This window comes from Geobacillus sp. DSP4a, assembly GCF_013096875.1.
GTDB lineage: Bacteria > Bacillota > Bacilli > Bacillales > Anoxybacillaceae > Geobacillus > Geobacillus thermophilus.
The window spans coordinates 1-286 of sequence record NZ_SDLD01000267.1 but is presented as its reverse complement, the minus strand read 5'-3'; the positions used below and the strand labels follow the sequence as shown (position 1 = coordinate 286).

Annotated in this window: 1 pseudogene; it reads left to right on the top strand. The window is 53.1% G+C overall.

Going from position 1 to position 286, the window contains the following annotated elements:
* Positions 1-286: pseudogene (locus ETC02_RS18710) on the top strand (DDE-type integrase/transposase/recombinase); the annotation flags it as partial.

The window sequence follows — 286 nt, the reverse complement described above, 5'->3', positions numbered from 1 at the left end:
AGCGTTTTGCGTATGACCAGATCAATGAGCTATGGCAAGGGGACTTATCCCATGGACCCACGATTCGCGTCCATGGGAAAGCCCAGAAAACGTTTTTGATCGCGTATATCGATGACTGCTCGCGGTTAGTGCCATATGCCCAATTTTTCCCTTCGGAGAAGTTTGACGGGCTGCGGATCGTCACGAAGGAAGCGGTGCTTCGTTGCGGGAAGCCGAAACGCATTTACTCGGACAACGGGAAAATTTATCGGTCCGAGGTGCTGCAGTATGCGTGCGCCGAGATGGG